Origin of the sequence: Actinoplanes sp. NPDC051346, assembly GCF_040682215.1 — a bacterium.
Taxonomy (GTDB): Bacteria; Actinomycetota; Actinomycetes; order Mycobacteriales; family Micromonosporaceae; genus Actinoplanes.
On sequence record NZ_JBFBAJ010000012.1, the window covers coordinates 185,077 to 201,874 of the forward strand.

At 71.9% G+C, this 16,798-nt stretch carries 16 protein-coding genes and 1 riboswitch; of the genes, 9 read left to right on the plus strand and 7 right to left on the minus strand.

Annotated features, from left to right (window positions below; genetic code table 11):
* Positions 1–23: 23 nt before the first annotated feature.
* Positions 24–2,231, plus strand: a complete 2,208-nt coding sequence (locus AB0M36_RS27630) for an AAA family ATPase (protein ID WP_364162811.1) — start codon at positions 24–26, stop codon at positions 2,229–2,231.
* 2 nt (positions 2,232–2,233) lie between these two features.
* Here the strand turns inward: AB0M36_RS27630 and AB0M36_RS27635 are convergent, their stop codons facing one another.
* From AB0M36_RS27635 to AB0M36_RS27645, 3 genes are all read right to left on the minus strand, one after another.
* On the minus strand, positions 2,234–2,587 hold the full coding sequence (locus AB0M36_RS27635; protein ID WP_364162814.1) for a DUF3263 domain-containing protein: 354 nt from the start codon (positions 2,585–2,587) through the stop codon (positions 2,234–2,236).
* A gap of 66 nt (positions 2,588–2,653) precedes the next feature.
* Positions 2,654–3,640, minus strand: a complete 987-nt coding sequence (locus AB0M36_RS27640; protein ID WP_364162817.1) for an ABC transporter permease subunit — start codon at positions 3,638–3,640, stop codon at positions 2,654–2,656.
* Positions 3,637–4,632, minus strand: a complete 996-nt coding sequence (locus AB0M36_RS27645; RefSeq protein WP_364162820.1) for an ATP-binding cassette domain-containing protein — start codon at positions 4,630–4,632, stop codon at positions 3,637–3,639. The genes AB0M36_RS27640 and AB0M36_RS27645 overlap by 4 nt, the downstream gene beginning before the upstream one ends.
* Positions 4,633–4,765: 133 nt before the next feature.
* Positions 4,766–4,905, plus strand: a riboswitch (SAM riboswitch).
* A gap of 10 nt (positions 4,906–4,915) precedes the next feature.
* On the opposite strand from AB0M36_RS27645, the gene thrC reads away from it, so the two are divergent.
* Positions 4,916–6,190, plus strand: a complete 1,275-nt coding sequence (gene thrC, locus AB0M36_RS27650) for a threonine synthase (protein ID WP_364162823.1) — start codon at positions 4,916–4,918, stop codon at positions 6,188–6,190.
* 256 nt (positions 6,191–6,446) lie between these two features.
* On the opposite strand, the gene AB0M36_RS27655 is transcribed toward thrC, so the two are convergent.
* Both AB0M36_RS27655 and AB0M36_RS27660 read right to left on the minus strand, forming a co-directional pair.
* Complete coding sequence (locus tag AB0M36_RS27655; RefSeq protein WP_364162826.1) at positions 6,447–6,965, minus strand: hypothetical protein; 519 nt, start codon at positions 6,963–6,965, stop codon at positions 6,447–6,449.
* Positions 6,962–7,504: a GNAT family N-acetyltransferase gene (locus AB0M36_RS27660; protein ID WP_364162829.1), complete on the minus strand. Its 543-nt coding sequence runs from the start codon at positions 7,502–7,504 to the stop codon at positions 6,962–6,964. The genes AB0M36_RS27655 and AB0M36_RS27660 overlap by 4 nt, the downstream gene beginning before the upstream one ends.
* Positions 7,505–7,882: 378 nt before the next feature.
* On the opposite strand from AB0M36_RS27660, the gene groL reads away from it, so the two are divergent.
* The 4 genes from groL to AB0M36_RS27680 all read left to right on the plus strand — a co-directional run bounded on the left by groL (position 7,883) and on the right by AB0M36_RS27680 (position 12,646).
* Entirely contained in the window at positions 7,883–9,505 is a 1,623-nt protein-coding gene (gene groL, locus AB0M36_RS27665; RefSeq protein WP_364162832.1) for a chaperonin GroEL, read from the plus strand.
* Positions 9,506–9,702: 197 nt separating this feature from the next.
* The gene (locus AB0M36_RS27670; RefSeq protein WP_364162834.1) at positions 9,703–10,533 is read left to right on the plus strand and encodes a winged helix-turn-helix transcriptional regulator; all 831 of its coding nucleotides are present in this window, start codon (positions 9,703–9,705) and stop codon (positions 10,531–10,533) included.
* Between the two features lie 62 nt (positions 10,534–10,595).
* A complete protein-coding gene (locus AB0M36_RS27675; protein ID WP_364163158.1) occupies positions 10,596–12,377 on the plus strand; it encodes a glycerol-3-phosphate dehydrogenase/oxidase in 1,782 nt (593 codons plus the stop codon).
* Entirely contained in the window at positions 12,374–12,646 is a 273-nt protein-coding gene (locus AB0M36_RS27680) for a DUF4031 domain-containing protein (RefSeq protein ID WP_364162837.1), read from the plus strand. Before AB0M36_RS27675 ends, AB0M36_RS27680 begins: the two co-directional genes overlap by 4 nt.
* Here AB0M36_RS27680 and AB0M36_RS27685 read toward each other — a convergent pair.
* Complete coding sequence (locus AB0M36_RS27685) at positions 12,627–13,268, minus strand: metal-dependent phosphohydrolase (RefSeq protein WP_364162840.1); 642 nt, start codon at positions 13,266–13,268, stop codon at positions 12,627–12,629. The genes AB0M36_RS27680 and AB0M36_RS27685 overlap by 20 nt on opposite strands.
* Positions 13,269–13,369: 101 nt before the next feature.
* Between AB0M36_RS27685 and AB0M36_RS27690 the strand changes: the two genes are divergently transcribed.
* Genes AB0M36_RS27690 through AB0M36_RS27700 form a run of 3 tightly spaced genes read left to right on the plus strand, consistent with a single transcriptional unit; the run spans position 13,370 to position 16,433 of the window.
* Positions 13,370–14,227, plus strand: a complete 858-nt coding sequence (locus AB0M36_RS27690; protein WP_364162842.1) for an FUSC family protein — start codon at positions 13,370–13,372, stop codon at positions 14,225–14,227.
* The gene (locus AB0M36_RS27695) at positions 14,202–14,540 is read left to right on the plus strand and encodes a hypothetical protein (RefSeq protein ID WP_364162845.1); all 339 of its coding nucleotides are present in this window, start codon (positions 14,202–14,204) and stop codon (positions 14,538–14,540) included. Before AB0M36_RS27690 ends, AB0M36_RS27695 begins: the two co-directional genes overlap by 26 nt.
* Positions 14,541–14,597: 57 nt before the next feature.
* Positions 14,598–16,433 (plus strand): PrsW family intramembrane metalloprotease, encoded by a 1,836-nt coding sequence (locus AB0M36_RS27700; protein ID WP_364162848.1) that lies wholly within the window; start codon positions 14,598–14,600, stop codon positions 16,431–16,433.
* Here the strand turns inward: AB0M36_RS27700 and AB0M36_RS27705 are convergent.
* Positions 16,430–16,726: a co-chaperone GroES gene (locus tag AB0M36_RS27705; RefSeq protein ID WP_364163161.1), complete on the minus strand. Its 297-nt coding sequence runs from the start codon at positions 16,724–16,726 to the stop codon at positions 16,430–16,432. The genes AB0M36_RS27700 and AB0M36_RS27705 overlap by 4 nt on opposite strands.
* Positions 16,727–16,798: the final 72 nt, after the last annotated feature.

Consider the following 16,798-nt stretch of genomic DNA (forward strand, 5'->3'; position numbering starts at 1 on the left):
TCGTTCCGACGGAAGGCCCCGCGGTGCCAGACGATCTCACGCTGACCGTGACCCAGCGGCCGGCGGCTCTCGATGCACGCCGGGGCATCGTGCGGTTGCATCCCGAGGTGATGGCCGCGCTGGCCGTCAACCCGGGCGATCCGCTGCGGCTCACCGGTCGCCGCGCCACCGCGGGCATCGCCGCGCGGGCCGAGCCGGGTGCCAGCCGGGCGCTGCTCTACGCCGACGACCTCACCATCGGCAACCTGGGCCTGCGCGACGGCGGTCAGGTGAGCGTGACCCCCGTACCCGTGGTGGGCGCGCGGAGGGTGATCCTCACCGGCCCGGCCGAGATCGTCGCGGTGGTCTCGCCCGAGATGTTGCGCCTGGCGCTGCTGGGCAAGGTGGTCAGCGCGGGCGACGACGTGTCCCTGCTGCCGCAGGACGTGCTACCGGAGGCCGCGCACCGGTCGCTGGTCGAGGCGGCCCGGCGCAGCCTGGCCAACCGGGTGGGCTACGCCTGGACGAGCACGCTGCTCCAGGTGGTCGAGGTCGACGACCGCGACGCCGCCCTGGTCACCATGGACACGGTCGTGGGCTGGCAGGACGGTCAGTCATCGTCGGTGTCCGCCGCGCGGCCCGAGCCGGCCCGCGCCGAACCGGCCTCCACCGACCCGGACGCGCCGCCGCCGAGCGTGGACGATCTGCCGGGGTTGCGGGCCCAGGCGCACGAGCTGACCGAGCTGCTCGATCTCGGCTTCCACCACGGTGAGGTGCTGGGCCGCCTCGGCACCACCGTCTCGCTCGGCGTCCTGGTCTCCGGCCCGGCCGGTTCGGGCAAGTCGGCGATGGTGCGTGCCGTCGCGGCGAGCGTGGGGGCGACCGTGCTGCCGGTGTGGGCGCCGGAGCTCGCGGCGCTCACGAACGACTCCGCCGCGACCCGGCTGCGGGCGCTCGCGCGCGACGTGCGGGCCGGCGGGCCGGCGGTGCTGCTGATCGCCGACGTCGAGGCCCTGGCGCCCCGCGACGAGGCGGGCCCGCTCACCACCGTCTTCCGGCAGGTGCTGGCCGAGCTGGTCCGCGGCGGGGCGGCGGTGGTCTGCACGACGAGCCGGCCGGAGGCGGTCGACCCGTTGCTGCGCGCGCCCGATTTGCTGGCCGTGCAGCTTGCCGTGCCGCTGCCGGACTCGGCCATGCGGCTGGAGCAGTTGCGCGTGCTCACCCGCGGGATGCCGCTGGCCGAGGACGTGCGATTGGACGACGTCGCCGGGCGTACCCCCGGATTTGTCGCCGCCGACCTGGGTGCCCTGGCCCGCGAGGCCGGGGTCCGCGCGGCCCTGCGGCAGAAGGACGCGGAATCGCCCACGGTGGTCATGGCCGATTTCGAGGCCGCGCTGGACGTGGTCCGGCCGACGTCGATGGCCGAGTCGACGCTCGAGGTCGCCCAGGTGACCCTCGACGACGTCGGCGACCTCGCCGACGTGAAGCAGGTGCTCACGGAGTCGGTGCTGTGGCCGCTGACCTATCCGGACACGTTCGCGCGGCTCGGCGTCCAACCCCCGCGCGGCGTGCTGCTCTACGGCCCGCCCGGCTGCGGCAAGACCTATCTGGTCAAAGCCATCGCGGGTACGGGCAAAGCCAACGTCCTGTCGGTCAAGGGCGCCGAGCTGCTGAGCAAGTGGGTCGGCGACAGCGAACGCGCGGTGCGGGAGCTCTTCCGCCGTGCCCGGGAGGCCGCGCCGACCCTGGTCTTCCTGGACGAGGTGGACGCGCTGGCACCCACCCGTGGGCAGGCCACCGACGGCGGCACGACCGACCGCGTGGTCGCCGCCCTGCTGACGGAGCTGGACGGCGTGGAGTCGCTACGCAACGTCGTGGTGATCGGCGCGACGAACCGCCCGGACCTGATCGACCCGGCCCTGTTGCGCCCCGGCCGCCTGGAACGGCTGGTCTTCGTGCCGCCGCCGGACGGTGACGCCCGCGCGGCCATCCTGCGGGCATCGTCGAAATCGGTGCCGCTGGACGACGCCGTGGACCTCGACGCGCTGGGCGCGGACCTCGAGGGCTTCTCGGCGGCGGACTGCGCGGCGCTGATCCGGGAGGCGGCGCTGGCCGCCATGCGCGAATCCCTGGACGCGACGACGGTGACCGCCGAGCACGTGGCGACGGCGCGGAAGCGGGTGCGGGCGTCGCTCGACCCGGCTCAGGTGGCGTGGCTGGAGGCGTACGCGACCACCCACTCCGCCGGTTAGCGCTAGCGCCTTCTGGTGCGGGCGCGGGTGGAGCGTAGGCGGCGCAGCCGGCCGACCAGGACCGGGTCGTGGGCCAGGGCGGCCGGATTGTCCAGGAGCCCGTTGAGGATCTGGTAGTAGCGGGTGGACGACAGCTCGAAGGTGTCGCGGATCGCCTGCTCCTTGGAGCCGGCGTGCTTCCACCACTTCTGCTCGAAGGCGAGGATCTGCAGCTCGCGTTCGGTGAGGTCGGACGTCTGGGTGGCGTCGGTGCCGATGCCGGCCTCCTCGGCGTCGCGGGGGACCGGCACGTGCTGCTGCTCGTTGAGGGCGGCATCGGGCTGCATGGTTACCTCGGGGTGGTGGAAGAGGGTCACGCGGAGGGGAACGCCACCATAGTGGCAGTCGACGATCCCCGCCGCGCGCCTTCCACCGAAGTTACCTCAGGTGATGTCCCGATTACGCATGGTCCACATTGCCGTGCCGATCACCACGGCGAGGACGGCGGCGAACACTCCGCCCGCCATCGGCCAGGTGATGGTCATGGTCGGCGGTTCGCAGCCCTGCGGCGAGTAGACGCAGGGTGCGGACCAGTCCGAGATCTCGTAGGACTTGTCCATCCAGGCGATCAGCCAGGTGGGGATGAGGTAGGCCTCCACCCATCTGGCCCCGGCCATCGACAACACCGTGCCGAGCCCGAACTGGAACAGCACGACGACGCCGATCGCCACGCCCATCGCCACTGCCGTGTGCCGGCCGATCGACGCCAGCCCGAAACCGATCACGCCGGCGACGAGGACGACCGCCAACCCGCGCAACTCCATGAGCAGGAACGACTGCCATGCCCCCGACGTCATGCTGTCCAGGCTGCCGCGCAGGCTCGCCGTCAGCGCGAAGAAGCCGGTCCAGGCGGCCGAGACGACGACCGTCAGCCCGGTCAACGCGACGAGGAGGGCGCCCAGCTTGGTGCCCAGCACCTTGAGCCGCTGCGGTCGCCACAGCAGCAGGTTCATCATGCCGCCGCTGCTCCACTCCGCGCCCACGAACGTCGCGCCGATGACGAACGCCATCACCGCGAGCAGTGCGGCGAGCGCGACCGCCAGCACCCCGAACTCCTCGCGAAAGTCGAAGCTGGGTGGCAGAAACTGCTCGGCCTTGTAGTCCTCCCGGGTCGGAACCCAGTAGCCGGTGCAGTCCTCGCCGGGTCGCGCCTCGCACGCCTTGCGCTCGGTCTCGGCGATCGTCTGGTCCTGCCGGAACTGCTCCTCGGCCCGGGTCTCGGCCACCGCGAGCGTTCGGGGAGTCGCCTTCTCGTTGGAGAAGAACATGACGACCGCGATAGCCGCGAGCACGACCAGAACCCCGAGGACGAAGAATCGCGTGAAGCGGCGCTTGGTGAGGCGCCGGGTCTCCGCTGTGTACAGGCTCAATGCCCCCACCCGCCCTGTGCCGGACCCGTCGGTGCCATGACCGTCTGGTCCACCTGTCGGTGCTCACCCGCGACCGGCGTGGTGCCGGTGAGCTCGAGGAACACGCTCTCCAGGTCGACCGAGACCGGGCTCAGCTCGGAGACGAACACGCCGTTGCCGGCGAGCGCTCGAGTGATCGCGCTGGGTCGGTCGATGCCGCTGACCATGAGGTGGTCGTCCTCGACCGTGACCTGGCCACCGAGCTCCCGCAGGAGGCCCACCGAGGCAGCCAGATCCTGTGCCGACTCCAGGCGGACGCGCACCGACGAGCCGGCGTGCTGGGCCAGCACGTCGGCGACGGCGCCCGCCGCCACCCGCCGACCCGCCGCGATGATCGTCACCGAGTCGCAGATGAGCTGGATCTCGCCGAGGATGTGGCTGGAGAGCACCACGGTCATGCCCGACTCGGCGAGGTTGCGCATCAGCGTGCGCATCTCCCGGATGCCGCCGGGGTCGAGACCGTTCGCCGGCTCGTCGAGAATCAACAGCTTGGGGTTCTTGAGCAGCGCGGACGCCACGGCGAGGCGCTGCTTCATGCCGAGCGAGTAGGTCTTGACGCGGTCCTTGGCCCGGTCCCGCAGCCCGACCAGCTCCAGCACCTCGAAGACCCGCGCCGGCGGAACGCCGCCCGCGTCGGCCAGCAGCTGCAGCGTTTCCAGCGCGGTGAAGTTGCCGAAGAACTGCGGGCTCTCGACGATCGCGCCGACCGAGCCGGCGACCTCGGGCAGCGACTGGGGCACTTCGCGGCCGAGGAGCGCCATCCGGCCCCCGTTGGGTCGGATCAGGCCGAGCAGGGTGCGCAAGGTCGTGGTCTTGCCGGAGCCGTTGGGGCCGAGGAACCCGTGCACCTGGCCGGACTCGACGACCATGTCGAAGCCGTCGAGGGCTTTGCGCACCCCCTTCCGGCTGCGATAGGTCTTCTGCAGACCCTGGATCTCAAGGACGGCGCTCACGCCGAACCTCCCCGCATCGTCGGAATGACCTTCGTCACCCTATGCACTGGATGCCACCCCTGTGCTCACACCCTGAGACGTTCCCCTTGGCTCAGCGGGACGGGCACGTAAGGTGGCGGTAACACAACTGAATACCTCATCCAGAGGGGCTGAGGGATACGGCCCGACGACGCCCCGGCAACCACCGCTCTTGACTCGATGACGAGGCCAGCGTGCGGCAGGTGCTAATTCCGTCCCGGAATCGCGGCTGCCCGCGCCCGGGGAAGATGAGAAGGAGCCTCGCATGACGTCGACGGTCGACGCCCCCACCACCAGCCCCGCCCGCGCCCTGATCTGCCGCGGCTGCGGCACCGAGTTCCCCCTCGCCGCGCAGCACGCCTGCTACGAGTGTTTCGGGCCGCTGGAGGTCGCGTACGACACCGCCGCCCTGGCCGCCGTCACCCGCGAGCACATCGAGGCCGGCCCGCCGAACATCTGGCGTTACGCCGCCCTGCTGCCCGCCGGCCAGGACCCGGCCACCCGCGTCACCCTCGACCCGGGCCTGACCCCGCTGGTGGCGGCCCCCGCCCTGGCCGCGGAGCTCGGCCTGCGCGCGCCGCTGTGGGTCAAGGACGACTCCGCCAACCCGACCCACTCGTTCAAGGACCGGGTCGTCTCCGTCGCGCTCACCGCCGCCCGGGAACTCGGCTTCACCCGCTTCGCCTGCGCCTCCACGGGCAACCTGGCCAACTCCGTCGCCGCGCACGCCGCCCGCGCCGGAGTGCCCAGCATCGTCTTCATCCCGAGCGACCTCGAGCCCGGCAAGGTCATCACCTCCGCGGTGTACGGCGGTGACCTGGTCGCGATCGAGGGCTCGTACGACGACGTCAACCGGCTCTGCGGCGAGCTCGTGGAGACCGACGAGTTCGAGGACACCGCGTTCGTCAACGTCAACGTGCGCCCGTTCTACGCCGAGGGCTCCAAGACCCTCGGGTACGAGGTCGCCGAGCAGCTCGGCTGGCGCATCCCCGCCCAGGTGGTCATCCCGATGGCGTCCGGGGAGCTGCTCACCAAGGTGGACAAGGCCTTCAGCGAGCTGGTCGAGATCGGCCTGGTCGAGGCTCCCGAGGGAGGCTGGACCGTCTTCGGCGCCCAGTCGGCCGGCTGCAACCCCATCGCCGTCGCGCTGCAAGACGGCACCGACCAGATCACCCCGGTCAAACCGACCGGCATCGCCAAGTCCCTGAACATCGGGGATCCGGCGGCCGGCGCGTACGCGATCGAGGCGGTCCGGCGCACCGGCGGCTGGATGGACTACGCGGACGACGACGAGATCCGCGAGGGCATCCGCCTGCTCGCCCGGACCACCGGCATCTTCGCAGAGACGGCCGGCGGCACGACCGTGGCGGTGCTGAAGAAGCTGGTGGAGAGCGGCAAGCTCGACCCCGACAAGGAGACGGTCGTCTACAACACCGGCGAGGGTCTCAAGACCATCGACGCGGTCGCCGAGCTGGTCGGCCCGACCCACCGCATCAAGCCCTCCCTCCGCGGCGCGCGCGATGCCGGGCTGCTGGGATAACACTGTGTAGCGAGCTATCTGCCGTACGTCAGGAATTCCTTCCCGCGAGGGCTTGCGCCAGGATCGTGGGGTCGGCAGGATGCTCTACGCGGGAGGACGCGACGCCGTACGTGGCCCCACCTTCGAGCTTGGCGACAATCTCTCGGGGCCCAACGACCCAGTGCCGGAGGCGCTGTGCGCGCGTCCTCCCGACCAAACTTCCGGCCCCGCTCTCCGCGGCGCTCGGTGCTTTCTTCAGCGGCGCCTGATGCTTTCTTCAGCGGCGTCTGGTGCGCAGCTTGCGGATCCACGGGCGCAGGGCCGCCTCGGCGTAACCGCCCTTGTCGAGACCCGCGTGCCGCTCGAAGACGTTGCGGCTGCCGTAACTGCCGGTCGCCAGCCACGAGTAACCGCACGCCACCCAGTAGGCGGGCCAGAACAGCGGGCCGAGCACGGCGTACTGATCCGCGTGCCGGCTCTCGTGTGCCAGCAGGTCGGAGCGGTCCTTATGGAGCAGCCACTCCGCGGGCCTTCGGGTGATGATCACCGAGCCGACGGTGAAGCAGGTCGCGGGCGGCACCCTGAACCGGTATCCCTCGGCGACCAGGATGCCGTCGCGTCCTCGGCGGACCCGCGCGCCGGTGAGGACGGCGACGGCCAGGCCGGCCAGCGTGGTGCCGTTGACCGCCGTGAGCGTCGACCGGGCCAACGGCCACCGGCGCAGCCGCGCCCGCCCCGACTCTTCCGGGCCGGTGGTTCCTTCCGGGCCGGTGGACCCGGGCGGTTCTGGGCTCATGCGCGGCGGCGCATCTGGAGCTCCCACAGGCCGGGGACGACGGGGTGCGGTACCCGTACGCCGGTGTCCTCGAAGCCCAGCCGCTCGTAGGCGCGGACCGCCCGGTCGTTGCCGACCACGACCTCGAGCATGAGCTCCCGCCGTCCTACGGAGAGCGACCATTCGGCCACTGCCTCCATCAGGGAGGCGAGCACTCCCCGGCCGCGGTGCGTCGGCGTGATGTAGACCGCGAAGACCACCGTCGCGGCTGGCTCCTCGGGCAGGACCGTGCCGCCGGCGTGGCCGATCAGCCGGCCGCCCGGGTCGGCGACGAACTGGGCGAGCTGAATGCCCGTCGACGCCTGCACGATCCGGCGCCGATAGTCGGCGTGGGGGCGGGCCGCCGCCTGGGCCAGGGTCTCCAGGAAGGCGAGCGGGCTGTCGGCCAGCATCTCCAGCCGCAGCGCCCGCATCCGGGCCGCGTCGCCGGGCGTCACCCGGTGCACGGTGAGGGTGGGCGTCAACGCGCTGGTGAGGGTGGGCGCCAACGTGCTGGTCATGCTTGTCTGCCTACCTGGTGGCGCCCGGTCAGGCAAGCCGGACCGCCACTATTGCCGCCCTCGGGAGCGTGCGGATTTCCACCATCCAGCGCTCCCGCGGGCCCCCCGGCCGTGGTCGTTGTCCTTGCACTCGACCCCCGAGAGTGCTAAACAAGTTCTTGGCACTCGCGCCACGTGAGTGCCAGCAGGTCGGGACGGTGGGGTCGCGGCCACGGCGCCGCCATCGGTGCCGGGGCACGGGACCGGTCGTCGCGGGCTATCCGGCTCGACCTGAGGACGTCGCATCGCCAGGTGGTGACGTCCGCAGCGTTTCCTCACCGTGCGGAGGGCTAGGCCGAGCAGGCCCGGCACCGCGAATGTCCAGGAGGACACAGCCGTATGGCCAAGATCATCGCATTCGACGAGGAAGCTCGTCGCGGCCTCGAGCGGGGCATGAACCAGCTCGCCGACGCCGTCAAGGTGACGCTCGGCCCCAAGGGCCGCAACGTCGTGCTCGAGAAGAAGTGGGGCGCTCCCACCATCACCAACGATGGTGTGTCGATCGCCAAGGAGATCGAGCTCGAGGACCCCTACGAGAAGATCGGCGCCGAGCTGGTCAAGGAGGTCGCGAAGAAGACCGACGACGTTGCCGGCGACGGCACGACGACGGCGACCGTCCTCGCCCAGGCGCTGGTCCGTGAGGGTCTGCGCAACGTCGCGGCCGGCGCGAACCCGATGGCCCTGAAGCGGGGCATCGAGGCTGCCGTGGCCAGCGTCTCCGAGGGTCTCTCGCAGCTCGCCAAGGACGTGGAGACCAAGGAGCAGATCGCCTCCACCGCCTCCATCTCCGCCGGCGACTCCACGGTCGGCGAGATCATCGCCGAGGCCATGGACAAGGTCGGCAAGGAAGGCGTCATCACCGTCGAGGAGAGCAACACCTTCGGGCTCGAGCTGGAGCTCACCGAGGGCATGCGCTTCGACAAGGGCTACATCTCGGCGTACTTCATGACCGACGCCGAGCGGATGGAGGCCGTCTTCGACGACCCGTACATCCTCATCGCGAACAGCAAGATCTCCGCGGTCAAGGACCTGCTGCCCGTCCTCGAGAAGGTCATGCAGGGCGGCAAGCCGCTGATCATCATCGCCGAGGACGTCGAGGGCGAGGCCCTGGCGACCCTGGTCGTCAACAAGGTCCGTGGCACCTTCAAGTCCGTCGCCGTCAAGGCCCCGGGCTTCGGTGACCGCCGCAAGGCCATGCTGGACGACATCGCCATCCTCACCGGCGGCACGGTCATCAGCGAGGAGGTCGGCCTCAAGCTCGACGCCGCCGACCTGAGCCTGCTGGGCCAGGCCCGCAAGGTCGTCATCACCAAGGACGAGACCACCATCGTCGACGGTGCCGGCAACGCCGAGCAGATCCAGGGCCGGGTCAACCAGATCCGCGCCGAGATCGAGAAGTCGGACTCCGACTACGACCGCGAGAAGCTGCAGGAGCGCCTGGCCAAGCTGGCCGGCGGCGTTGCGGTCATCAAGGTCGGCGCGGCCACCGAGGTCGAGCTCAAGGAGCGCAAGCACCGCATCGAGGACGCCGTTCGCAACGCGAAGGCGGCCGTCGAGGAGGGCATCGTGCCCGGCGGTGGCGTGGCGCTCGTGCAGGCCGGCAAGACCGCGTTCGACAAGCTGGACCTGGCTGGCGACGAGGCCACCGGCGCCAACATCGTCAAGGTCGCGCTCGACGCCCCGCTGCGTCAGATCGCCGTGAACGCCGGCCTCGAGGGCGGCGTCGTGGTGGAGAAGGTCCGCAACCTCGAGTCCGGTTGGGGCCTCAACGCCGCGAACGGCGAGTACGTCGACCTGCTGGCCGCGGGCATCATCGACCCGGCCAAGGTCACCCGCTCGGCGCTGCAGAACGCCGCGTCGATCGCCGCGCTGTTCCTCACGACCGAGGCGGTCGTGGCGGACAAGCCCGAGAAGGCGGCGGCCCCGGCCGGTGCCCCGGGCGGCGGAGACATGGACTTCTGAGTCCAGAGCCACGCTGAAACGGGCCGTCCCTTCGGGGGCGGCCCGTTTCGTCTTAGCTGACGGACGCGCCGTCAGCGGCAGTGCACGCCCCCGATGGCCGACCCTCGGTCGCGCCGGCCGCGCACCACCGCCGGAAGGCACGCACAGTCCCCGCCTACCGTGTCAGTTTCAATCTGGAACGGACTATACTCGATGGCGTGCGACGGGACGATCTCACGGACGCGGACTGCGGCATCGCGCAGGCTCTCGGCGTGCTCACCGACTGGTGGACGTTCCTGATCGTGCGCGACATCGCCGGCGGGGTGACCCGCTTCGACGCACTGCAACGCGAGCTCGGCATGAGCCGTCGGGCGCTCACCGACCGGCTCGGCGGCCTGGCGGAGCACGGCGTGCTGCGCCGGGTGGCGTATTCCGAACATCCGCCGCGCTACGACTACCTGCTGACGGAGAAGGGTGAGGGCCTGCTGCCCGTACTCATCGCGTTGCAGGACTGGGGCACCCGGCACGTGATGGGCGACGGGTCGCTGACCGCGACGGCCGCGCCCACCTCCGCCGAGGCGCGCCGGGTGCACGGCCTAGTCGGTCGCCGCATCGCGCACCTGACGGTCGGAGCGCCCACGGTCCTGTACTTCTTCCCGGGCGCCTACGCCCCCGGAACCCAGGGATATCCGCCCGGTTGGACGGATATTCCGGGCGCCGGCGGCTGCACGCTCGAGTCGACCACCTATGCCGCGCGGGCCGCCGACTTCGCCGCCCGGGGAGTCGAGATCCGCGGCGTCAGCACCCAGCGCCCGGACCAGCTCGACGCCTTCGCGGCGTACGCGGGACTGCCGTTTCCGCTGCTGTCGGACACCGACGGCAAGCTGGCCGCGAGCCTGCGCCTGCCGACCTTCCGGGCCGGCGGCACCGACCGGTTCAAGCGCCTGACCCTGTTCGTCGACGCCACCACGACGATCCAGTCGGTGCAGTTTCCGGTCACGGACCCCGCGGGTTCCGTCGCCGAGATGCTCGTCACGATCTCCGGCTGAGAAACATCCTTCCCCGGTCTGACCGCCGACGGCGCTACGGTGGGGTCGTGCGTTCTCCCTCCGTGTCCCGGTATTCGGCCGGGCGGCTCTCGCCGATCCGTCGCGTCGCCGACCTCAAGCGGCTGCGCGACGAGCAGTTCGACGTGCTCGTCATCGGCGGTGGAGTCACCGGTGCCGGTGCGGCCCTGGACGCCGCCTCCCGCGGCCTGAGCGTGGCCCTCGTGGAGGCGCGCGACCTGGCCTCCGGCACGTCCAGCCGATCCAGCAAGCTGATCCATGGCGGCCTGCGCTACCTGGAGCAGTTCGAGTTCCACCTCGTGCACGAGGCTTTGACCGAGCGCGGCCTGCTCACCAGCCGCCTCGCGCCGCACCTCGTCCGACCGGTGCCGATCCTCGTGCCGCTCGAGACCTCCTCGCCGCCGGCCCGCGCCTGGCACCGGTTCTACTACGGGCTCGGCGTAGCCGCCTACGACGTCTTCGCCGGCGTGTTCGGCCAGGGCCGCGGTATGCCGCTGCACCGGCATCTGACCCGCGACGGCGCGCGGCACGTCTTCCCCAGCCTGCGGGCGGACAAGATCGCTGGGGCGATCCGCTACTACGACGGGCAGGTCGACGACGCCCGCCTGGTGGTCAACCTGGCCCGGACCGCCGCCAGCCTCGGTGCCGCCGTCGTGACCAGCGCGCGGGTCACCGGCTTCATCCGGGAAGCCCGCGAGGTCGTCGGCGTGAAGGTGCGCGACCTGGAGGCGCCCGGCTCGCCCGAGATCGAGGTGCGCGCCCGCACCGTCGTGGCCGCCACTGGGGTGTGGAGCGACGACATGTCGCGCATGCTCAGCGACGTCGGCGTCCGCCCGGGCCTGCGGGTCCGAGCCTCCAAGGGCGTGCACCTCGTCGTGCCGCGCTCGGCGATCACCGGCGACGCCGGGCTGATCCTGCGCACCGCGACCTCGGTCCTGTTCGTCATCCCGTGGGGCGGCCACTGGATCATCGGCACCACGGACACCGACTGGCAGCTCGACCGGTCGCACCCCGCCGCGTCCGCCCGTGACATCAGCTACCTGCTCGATCAGGTCAACACAGTGCTGGACCGTCCGCTCACCACCGACGACATCGAAGGTGTGTACGCCGGCCTGCGCCCCCTGCTCTCCGGCGAGGCCGACTCCACCTCGAAGCTGTCCCGCGAGCACGCCGTGGTCGAGCCCATGCTCGGGCTGCTGCTCGTCGCCGGCGGCAAGTACACGACCTATCGCGTCATGGCCGCCGACGTCATCGACCGCGCGGTCCGCCGGCTCGGCATCGACCGGCCGTCCCGCACCGCCCAGCTCCCCCTGCTCGGCGCCGACGGGTACGCCGCGGCGTGGCGCGACCGGCAGGACACCGCCCGCCGGCACGGCGTCACGGCCGGAGTGATCGAGCACCTGCTGGAGCGCTACGGCACCCTCTCGGTCCACCTGCTCGCCATGATCGCGGCCGATCCGGCGCTGGCCACGCCGCTCACCGGGGCACCCGAGTATCTGGCGGCCGAGATCGCGTACGCGGCCACCGCCGAGGGCGCCCTGCACCTCGACGACGTGCTCACCCGCCGTACCCGAATCTCGATCGAGACGCCGCACCGCGGCGCCGAGACCGCCCGGCACGCGGCCGCGGTCATGGGTGACGCGCTGGGCTGGGACGAGGCCGTGCGGGCCCGCGAGATCGAGCACTACCTCGCCCGGGTCGAGGCCGAACGGCAGTCCCAGAAGATGCCCGACGACCTCACCGCGGACGCGGCCCGGCTCGGCGTCCCGGATGTGCGCGGATATGCGGCGGACCGGGGGACGGATCTGCTGCACGTGGACCTGTGATCCTCGTCGACGAGCCGCGCTGGCCGGCTCGGGGACGGCTCTGGTCCCATCTGGTCAGCGACGTCTCGTTCGCCGAGCTGCATGTCTTCGCGGAGATGCTCGGCGCGCCCCGGCGCGGGTTCGACCGCGACCACTACGACATTCCGGAGTCACGCTTCGCGATGGCGCTGTGGCTCGGTGCGACCCTGGTGCCGCCGCGCGATCTCGCCGCCCGCCTGCGCGGTGCCGGGCTGCGCCGCCCGAAGCACCTCAGCCGGCGAGCGTCCTGAGCTCCTTCTCGAGATTGGCCCGCGCCCGGGCCTCCCACGCCTCGTGCAGCGGGGCGTGGCGATAGATCGCCGGCAGCTCCAGCAGTGACACGAGGACCTGTGCCCGGGCCGCCCGGAAGGTGTCGTCCGGCACGTGGGCGTACTCGCGGCGGATCGCCTCGGTGTAGGCCGCGTACCGGTCGGGCTCGGCGGCCAGGATGGCGAGGTCCGCGTCGCAGAGCAGCTCGCCGTCCGGGTCGGTCTCGCCGGTCGCGTGGCCGGCGGTGAGCCCGACCAGGCGCGCCACCTCGGCCGCGACCTCGGGCGAGACGCCCAGCGTCGTCAGCAGCCCCTCGGCGAAATCGGCGCTGTCGCGCTCGTTGGCGTCGCCGAGGGCCCGTGGGTCGTAGATCGCGTCGTGCATCCAGGCGGCGAGGCGTACCCGGTCGGGCGCGGCGGCCAGTCCGGCGAACTCGTCGACCACGTCCAGCACGGCGGTCAGATGGCCGACGTCGTGATACTGCCGCTGCGGCTCCGACCAGCGCGTGAGCAGGTAGCCACCGGCGGCCCGCAGATCCGGCTCCGCGGCGGCCGCCCCGGCGCCCCGGACCGCGGCCACCCATCGGTCGAGAAGAGTTGTCACGGCCGCCATCCTGGCACGCCCGCCTGCCGGTCCTTTACCCCGCTTGCTGGACCTCGGCTCGGCGTCGCCGTGATCCGCCAGACGCACCCTAGGGTCGGATCATGACCGACGCGGGTGCGCAGCGCAGGGTCGCCGCCGCCCTGGTCCGGCTGCGCGGCCGGTCCCGCTCCGGGGTCGAGGCCGGCTGGACGCGGGTACGCGGCGGCCTCGGGCTCGCCACCCAGGCGGGTGCCGCCGCGGGCATCTCGTGGTTCGTCGCCCACGACCTCATCGGGCGGCCGAGCCCCTTCTTCGCCCCGATCGCGGCGGTGATCACCCTGGCGTCGTCGGTCGGGCGGCGCGCCCGGCGTACGGTCGAACTGGTCGTCGGGGTCGCCATCGGCATCGGGGTCGGCGACGCGATCATCGCGCTCATCGGTTCCGGCCCGTGGCAGATCGGCCTGGTGGTGGTGCTCGCCATCCTCCTCGCCGCAGCCGTCGGGGGCGGACCCTCGCTCGTCATCCAGTCCGCCTCCTCCGCCGTGCTGGTCGCGACGTTGACGACCGCCACCGGGCTGCCGTACACGCGCTTCTTCGACGCCCTGGTCGGCGGCGTGGTCGGTCTGACGGTGATGACGCTGCTGCTCCCGCTCAACCCGCTGACGGTGGTGCGCCGGGCGGCCGACCCCGCCCTGGAGGCGATGGCCGCGGGGCTGCGCGCCGTCGGCGAGGGGGCCGAGAAGGGCGACGTGGAGCAGGTGCGGGCGGCGCTCGTCCGGCTGCGCGACGCCGAGAGCGACTTCGCGGCGTTCGCCGAGGCGGCTGCGGCGGCAAGCGAGAACGTCGCCTTCGCGCCGGCCCGGTGGCGCTCCCGCGGCGCGCTCAGCCAGTACGTGGAGGGCGCGCCGCACCTTACGTACGCTCTGCGCAACGTTCGGGTGCTGACCCCGGCGGATGATCACGGCGCTGGACGACGGTGAGCCCGTGCCGGTCTGCCTGCCGACCTCCTTGACGACGCTGGCCGGCTCCGTGGAGCTCATGCGGCAGGAATGGGCGCGGGGCGCGGAGCCGGAGGCGGCCCGGGGGCGGGCGTTGCGGGGCGCGGCGGAGTCGGCCAAGGCTTACGAGGAAGGTGTCGGGTTTTCCGGCGGCGTGGTCGTGGCCCAGGTGCGGACCACGGTGACCGATCTGCTGCGGGCTACCGGCGTCGAGTATGCGGAGGCGCCCCGGCTGGTGCGGCGGGCGATCGGGTGGCGCGGACGCGCGGCGCGGCGAGGGCCGGCGCGGACCTGATTCGGTCGTCATGGGCGCGGGCCCGCCTCGGCGGGACGGGGTGGCTACGCTGGCGGCATGGCCGATGAAGCTCCCGGTGGACCGCCCGACCCGGCACCGCACCCGGCCCTCGGGGCGTTTCCGGGCCCGGCGCAGCAGGTGACCGGTCCCGCGGTCCCCGCCGAGACCGCCCCTGCCGAGGTTGCCCAGGCCCAGACCCACCCGCCCTATCAGCCCCCTGATCTCGAGCATCTGCCGCCCACGCCGGGCCGTCGGACCGGGTGGCCACGCTGGCTGTCGCTCGTGCTGATTATCACCTTCATCGCCCTCTGCGCGATCACGATGCTGGTCATCCTCGGCGTCAGCAATGGTCCGGTCGGCCTGGCTGTCGGCCTCACCGCCGCCATCCTGCCGGTTCCGGTGCTGGTCAGCTGCTTCCTGTGGCTTGACCGCTACGAGCCCGAACCCATCCGCTACCTGGTCTTCTGCTTCGCCTGGGGGTCGGCCGTCGCCACCCTGGTGGCCTTCGGCGTCAACATGACGGCCGCGTGGGGCTTCGACAAGCTGGGCCTGCCCGAGGCGCTGGTCGCCGTCCTCGTGGCGCCCTTCATCGAGGAGTCGATGAAGGTGCTCGGCCCGATGCTGCTGTTCTGGCGCCGCCGCCGCGAATGGTCCGGCATCACCGACGGCATCGTCTACTGTGGCCTCTCCGCGCTGGGCTTCGCGATGGTCGAGAACGTGCTCTACCTCGGCGGCCACGGCTACGCGGCGGGCGCGGACCAATACGGGCCCGCCACCGGCATTCAGAACCTTTTCCTGATCTTCATCGTGCGCATCCTGTTCACCGGCTTCGCGCACCCGCTGTTCACCGCGATGTCCGGCATCGGCCTGGGCATCGCCGCACGCTCGGCGGACCGCCGGGTGCGCTGGCTCGCGCCGATCGCCGGCCTGCTGCTGGCGATGATCCTGCACGGCCTGTTCAACCTGCTGCCAACGCTCTCGGTCGCCACCGGCGAGACCATCATCATGCTGTACGGGTACCTCGGCTTCATGGTCCCGTTCTTCTTCGCCGCGCTGGGCTTCGCGATCGCGTTGCGTGGCTACGAGGGGCGCCTCAGCGAGCGGATCCTGCCGCACTACGTACGCACCGGCTGGTTGTCCCCGCCGGAGGTGGCGACGCTGGGCAGCCTGGGCCGCCGGCATTCCGCCCGGCAGTGGGCGAAACGGGTCTCCGGCGAGGCGGGCCTGCGGGCCATGCGCGGCTTCCAATCGGCGTCGACGCAGCTCGCCCTGCTGCGCGACGGCATGCAGCGCGGCCTCCACCGCGATCCCCGGGAACTGACCGCGGCGCAGGAGGAGGAGCGCAAGCTGCTCACGGACATCTCCAGCTACCGGTCGGTCTTCGTGGGCCGCGATCCGCGGACGCCGCACGCCTTCTGGGACGGCGTCAGCTATCAGATCGCGTTCCCGGACGGTGTGACGCGCACGGTCAGCCCGCCGGACGAGCCGGTCGTTCCGGTGCCGGTGCGCATTCCACCCCCCATGCCGGTGTACGCCGGTTACGGCCCTCCGGCCGGTTACGGTTCACCGTCGCCCGGCTATGGCGTGCCGCAGCCCGGTTATGGCCCGCCCGCCGGCTATGGCGTGCCGCCGCGTGGCTATGGCCTGACCTCCGGGTATGGCGCGCCGCCGGCCGGCTATGGGACGTCGTCCGGTTACGGGCCGTCCAATGGTTCGCCGGCGCAGGGTTACGGTCCGCCGCCCGGTTACGGCTCACCACCGTCTGCTTACGGCTCCCCGCCGCCCGCTCACGGCTCCCCGCCGCCGAGTTACGGCTCACCGCCGCCTGGCTACGGCGCGCCCACCGGCTATGACCCGCCGCCGCCGGGCTATGGCCCGCCGCCCGGTTCCTAGAGGTAGAGGCCGGTTCCGTCGGATTCCACGCGGCTCGCCGCGACCGCGTGCACGTCGCGTTCGCGGAGCAGCACGTAGCTGTTGCCGTGCAACTCCACCTCCGCCCGGTCCTCGGGGTCGAACAGGACCCGGTCGCCGACGACGATGGAACGGACGTTCGGTCCTACGCCGACCGCCTTGGCCCACGACAGGCGTCGGCCCATCGACGCGGTGGCCGGGATCACGATGCCGGCGCTCGAACGACGTTCCCCTTCGCCGCCGTCGAGCCGCACGAGGACGCGGTCGTGCAGCATGCGAATGGGCAGACCGGCCTCTGTCTGGGTGTCGGTGCTCACGCAGAGACGGTACGCCCGACCTTGGCGGGG